This is a genomic window from Sphingomonas zeicaulis, from assembly GCF_050433225.1.
GTDB lineage: Bacteria > Pseudomonadota > Alphaproteobacteria > Sphingomonadales > Sphingomonadaceae > Sphingomonas_D > Sphingomonas_D zeicaulis.
Genome location: NZ_JBNPXQ010000024.1, coordinates 1 through 3,150, shown reverse-complemented (window position 1 = coordinate 3,150; position 3,150 = coordinate 1). Strand labels below are relative to the sequence as shown.

Annotated in this window: 6 protein-coding genes; 1 reads left to right on the top strand and 5 read right to left on the bottom strand. The window is 62.9% G+C overall.

The features are described from left to right. A partial coding sequence (locus FHS96_RS29360) for a rod shape-determining protein (protein ID WP_429600413.1) occupies window positions 1-819 on the top strand: 819 nt, incomplete at its 5' end. Here the strand turns inward: FHS96_RS29360 and FHS96_RS29355 are convergent. The 5 genes from FHS96_RS29355 to FHS96_RS29335 all read right to left on the bottom strand — a co-directional run bounded on the left by FHS96_RS29355 (window position 807) and on the right by FHS96_RS29335 (window position 2,991). Continuing rightward, window positions 807-1,130, bottom strand: a complete 324-nt coding sequence (locus FHS96_RS29355; RefSeq protein WP_429600410.1) for a hypothetical protein — start codon at window positions 1,128-1,130, stop codon at window positions 807-809. The two genes, FHS96_RS29360 and FHS96_RS29355, sit on opposite strands and share 13 nt — an antisense overlap. Window positions 1,131-1,471: 341 nt before the next feature. Then, window positions 1,472-2,359 carry a transglutaminase family protein gene (locus tag FHS96_RS29350; RefSeq protein WP_429600408.1) on the bottom strand — a complete coding sequence of 296 codons (888 nt, stop codon included), beginning with the start codon at window positions 2,357-2,359 and terminating at the stop codon, window positions 1,472-1,474. 7 nt (window positions 2,360-2,366) lie between these two features. Continuing rightward, a complete protein-coding gene (locus tag FHS96_RS29345; RefSeq protein WP_429600405.1) occupies window positions 2,367-2,633 on the bottom strand; it encodes a hypothetical protein in 267 nt (88 codons plus the stop codon). A gap of 41 nt (window positions 2,634-2,674) precedes the next feature. Then, complete coding sequence (locus FHS96_RS29340; protein ID WP_429600402.1) at window positions 2,675-2,797, bottom strand: hypothetical protein; 123 nt, start codon at window positions 2,795-2,797, stop codon at window positions 2,675-2,677. 14 nt (window positions 2,798-2,811) lie between these two features. Then, the gene (locus FHS96_RS29335) at window positions 2,812-2,991 is read right to left on the bottom strand and encodes a hypothetical protein (RefSeq protein WP_429600400.1); all 180 of its coding nucleotides are present in this window, start codon (window positions 2,989-2,991) and stop codon (window positions 2,812-2,814) included. Window positions 2,992-3,150: the final 159 nt, after the last annotated feature.

Genomic DNA, 3,150 nt, shown 5'->3' with positions numbered 1-3,150 from the left:
ATCCGCGATGGCGTCATCTCCGACATCGAAGTCGCCGAGCAGATGATCAAGCATTTCATCCAGAAGGTGCATGGCGCCCGGCGTCTGCCTCGCTGGCCGGAGATCGTCGTCTGCGTGCCCTCGAGTTCAACGTCGGTCGAGCGCCGCGCCATCCGCGATGCGACGTCAAACGCGGGCGCATCGAGCGTCTGGTTGATAGAAGAGCCGATGGCAGCCGCCATCGGCGCCGGCTTGCCAGTCGCCGAACCTGTGGGATCGATGGTGGTCGACATCGGCGGCGGCACGACAGAGGTCGCGGTGCTGGCGCTGCGCGGACTCGCCTATTCCACATCCGTGCGCGTCGGCGGGGACAAGATGGATGACGCGATCTCGTCCTATGTCCGCCGCAACCACAACCTGCTGATCGGCGAAGGCACCGCCGAACGGATCAAGAATGCGGTCGGCACCGCTCGAATGCCCGCCGATGGCCACGGTGTGGAGCTTCGCATAAAGGGGCGCGATCTCGTCAATGGCGTGCCCAAGGAGGTGGCCATAAGTCAGGCGCAAATCGCGGACGCTCTTGCCGAATCCCTTGCGGCTATTGTGGAGGTGGTGCGCACGGCACTGGAACATACGGCCCCGGAACTTGCCGCGGATATCGTCGATCGCGGAATCGTCCTAACCGGCGGCGTCGCGCTTCTTCACGGCATCGATGAAATGCTGCGGGATGCGACGGGGCTTCCGGTCACGGTCGCCGAGGATCCGCTGACGTGTGTCGCAAGAGGCACCGGTCAAGCGCTTGAGGAGCCGATCTACCGGAGCATCCTTCAAGCGACCTGACCTGGAAAGGACTTTGAATCAGGATCCTTGGAACTTCCAGTTTGCAGGGGCAGGCGGTGCGACGACGTCATATCCCGCTCAAGCGCTGCCTGAAGGTCGGCCGGATCGACCGTCACGGTACGGATCGTACCGCCGGTTTCGATGTGGAGCAAAGTGGCCACACGCACATAGGTCGTATGGTCATTGCCCTCGATCACGTCCTCGTCGGTTTCGACGGCATAGACGCCCGCCGGCTCCGGCTTGCTGAAGCCCTTCAGCCGGAACGGCGACCTGAAAATGACCGACGACCGGGTTGTGCGAATGCCGGTCATCGCGGCCCGCCGGACGACCCGCGATCGCGGCGGCGCATCCCGGAAGCGTGGGCCGCACCATCCCGGCCAGCCGGCTGATAGGGTTTGACGGGGATGCGGCTTTCGGCAAGGCGCGCACGATAACCTTCCACGAAACCCTCATGCGCCTTGCGCACACAAGGATCGCTTGCCGCTTTCATAAGGCGGATCGAGGCGTCCAGACGATCCTGGAAATAGATGGTGGCGTTCATAGGAACTGCTCCCGTTCGGCAAGCGAGAGCGCATTCGTCTCTCTGTCACGGGATTGCTCGCAATAGGAACCGGGTGATGGCGCATTATAGCATGGTCTGCGCCAGGCGGCACTATGCTATCCGCAGGGGCCAGGGTTTGTCGGTTACGGAAACGGCGATCGTCATTGCCTCGAACGCATCGGGATCCCCGACATAGCTGCCGGCGACGGGTACCGCGTAAACCATGTCGCGCACGACGGCGACGGGCACGAGGTTGTGGCCGCCGAACCCGTGATTGGTAGGATCGAAGGCGATCCAGCCTGCGCCCGGCAGATAGATTTCGGCCCAGGCATGGGTGGTTCCGCTTCCAGCCACGCCTGCCAGATCGCCATCGCTGTTGTGGACATAGCCGGAGATCAATCGCGCGCCGAAGCCGAGCATCCGCGCCGCCTCCACGAAAAGGAGCGCGAAATCCCGACAAGAGCCCATGCCGCGCTCCAGCGTCTGCAATGGCGGCTGGGTGCCCTCCTCGTCACGGGTCTGATAGACGGTGCCCGAGGCGACGCCGGCGCTCAGATCCTTCAGCAGCGACAATGTATCGGTGGGACTGCCGCGCACGAACGAACGCGCCCAAGTGCCAAGGCGGCCCGTGGGATCGGCATGGCAGGGGACGGCGAGCACGCCCAGTTCGGCCCATTCGTCATCGGAATAGAAAAAGGGATAGGAGATGGCAGATGCCGAGATGTCGAACACCGGCCACTCTGCGGCATCGATGCGTACCTGCGCGACACTTTCGACCACGAGGCTGTCGGTCATTTCCGAGAACGTCGCGGCGACGACGGTGTTTCCGTACACGTCCTGTCCCCAGGTGAGGCGCGCGCTGGGCGTAATGCTGATGTCGAACGCGATCAGCCTTATGTCGCGGCTTTCGCGCGGACGCAGCATCAGGCGATGCGGCCCGAGGCTAACGGGCTCCCTATAGCGATAGGTGGTGCGATGGCGGATGCCGAGGACGGTCATCCGGTGATCACGGATTGGGGAATCCGCGATCCGGATTCTCGCTGAATGATCGGTCGCGCTGTTCGCGCTGCTCCCTTTTGGTGTCGGCAAGCTCCAGCGCGATAATGCGCGTACGATCCTGACGCTGTTCGCGCTTTTCCGCCTGCACGGCTTCGAGGTTCCAGGCGGCAGCGGCTTTTTCAGCGACAGAGCGAATATTCGCCAGCGGCGTCGCCGCGGCACGATTTCGCTGCAGCTTTTCTTGCGCACGGCAGAGAATGGATGACGGATACATGGCGGCCGACCTTTCGTGGGAGGAAATATTCGAGGCGGCGATCAGCTCTTCAGCAGATTGGGTAACGTCCCTTTTTGCGAAGGCTGAGATGCATTGGGCTTGGGCGGTGCCGGCTTTTTCGGCTTGCGGGCTTCCTTGCTGCCCTTGCGCTGACTTTTGGCCATGCCGTTTGATCCTTCTATGTGTCGGAAAGGGGCGTTGAGAGCGCGGCGTCCCGCTCTGCCTGCGCAACGGCGTCGGCGAGCCGGGTGTAGCGGAAACCCTTGTAATGAAACTGATCGGCGGGGACGCGCGTGATCCCGAGCCGGGACATCTGAGCCGAAGCCTCGATCTCACTCCGTGATGTCGGAATGCTCATCGTGAGGCTCCTCCGCGTGAACGCGTGGAAGGCGGGATGGACGACCGGACTGCCGCATCTCGTCGCAACCGAAGGGGGAATTATCGACTGTCATCGGGCAAGTGCCCTCACACTGGCTCCGCGACGACATCGTCGCTTTCACAAGCGGGAGCCAGCGCT

Excerpts from the sequence above, each read along its gene's own strand:
- FHS96_RS29350 (WP_429600408.1), bottom strand. The coding sequence starts at position 2,359 with ATGACCGTCCTCGGCATCCGCCATCGCACCACCTATCGCTATAGGGAG.
- FHS96_RS29335 (WP_429600400.1), bottom strand. The coding sequence starts at position 2,991 with ATGAGCATTCCGACATCACGGAGTGAGATCGAGGCTTCGGCTCAGATG.
- FHS96_RS29345 (WP_429600405.1), bottom strand. The coding sequence starts at position 2,633 with ATGTATCCGTCATCCATTCTCTGCCGTGCGCAAGAAAAGCTGCAGCGA.
- FHS96_RS29355 (WP_429600410.1), bottom strand. The coding sequence starts at position 1,130 with ATGACCGGCATTCGCACAACCCGGTCGTCGGTCATTTTCAGGTCGCCG.
- FHS96_RS29340 (WP_429600402.1), bottom strand. The coding sequence starts at position 2,797 with ATGGCCAAAAGTCAGCGCAAGGGCAGCAAGGAAGCCCGCAAGCCGAAA.